Here is a 1,125-nt window from a genome sequence, read left to right on the forward strand (position 1 = left end):
CGATCATTTTTGTGGCATTCCTTGGCTTTGGTGAATTTAATATCTTGCTGGCGATTTGTTTGGCCCTGATCCCACGCTTTATTCGCTCGGTGTATATTGCCGTGCATACTGAGGTAGAAAAAGATTACATCATGGCAGCCCGCCTAGATGGCGCAAATGACTTCTACTTGCTGTGGAGCTCGATTCTTCCAAACATTTTAACCGTCATCGCAGCAGAGATTACTCTCGCTCTGTCGGCGGCCATTTTGGATATTACAGCTCTTGGATTTCTTGGCTTGGGTGCTCAAGCACCGAGTACCGAATGGGGTGCCATTTTGGGCGATTCAGTCGAGCTAATTTACATCGCACCATGGACCGTGACGCTTCCGGGTCTGACCATCATGTTCACCGTAATTATCTTAAACTTAGTAGGTGAAGGTGTACGCCAAGCGCTGAATGCGGGGATCGAATAATGCCGTTATTAGATATTCGACATCTGACTATCGAGATCGAAACACCACAAGGGATGGTGAAAGCCGTCGACCGAATGAGCCTAACGCTCAACGAAGGTGAAATCCGAGGCTTGGTGGGCGAGTCGGTCTCAGCTAGAAGCTTAGTTGCGAAAGCGATCGTGGGGGTTTGTAAGGACAACTGGCGAATCACCGCGGACCGAATGCGCTTGGGTAACATCGACCTTTTACAGCTTACGCCGAAAGAGCGTCGACGCGTCATTGCCCGCGATATCGCGATGATCTTCCAAGAACCCTCAACCTGTTTGGACCCTTCCGAAGAAGTAGGACGTCAATTAATTGAGTCTATCCCCTCTCGCGCCTTTGAAGGCAAGTGGTGGGAGCGATTCAAATGGCGTAAAAAACAGGCCATTGCGCTACTGCACAAAGTTGGTATCAAAGATCACAAACGCTTGATGGGCAGCTACCCGTACGAGCTAACAGATGGTGAATGTCAAAAAGTCATGATCGCCATGGCCATCGCAACCAAACCTAAATTGTTGATTGCCGATGAACCAACTAACGACTTGGACCCCATCACTCAATCGCAGATTCTGCGTTTGTTGAGCCGAATGAACCAGCTCAACAACACTACGATTTTGCTGATCGGTCACGACTTGGCTACCATCACGCAATG

Annotated in this window: 2 protein-coding genes; both read left to right on the top strand. The window is 49.1% G+C overall.

The annotated features are described in order from the left end of the window. A partial coding sequence (locus tag R7Z50_RS24600; RefSeq protein ID WP_318149364.1) for an ABC transporter permease subunit occupies positions 1-452 on the top strand: 452 nt, incomplete at its 5' end. Further along, positions 452-1,125: ATP-binding cassette domain-containing protein (locus R7Z50_RS24605; RefSeq protein WP_318149365.1), on the top strand; the 674-nt coding region annotated here is incomplete at its 3' end. The genes R7Z50_RS24600 and R7Z50_RS24605, both read left to right, overlap by 1 nt.

It is taken from the genome of Vibrio sp. 1249-1 (genome assembly GCF_033340495.1).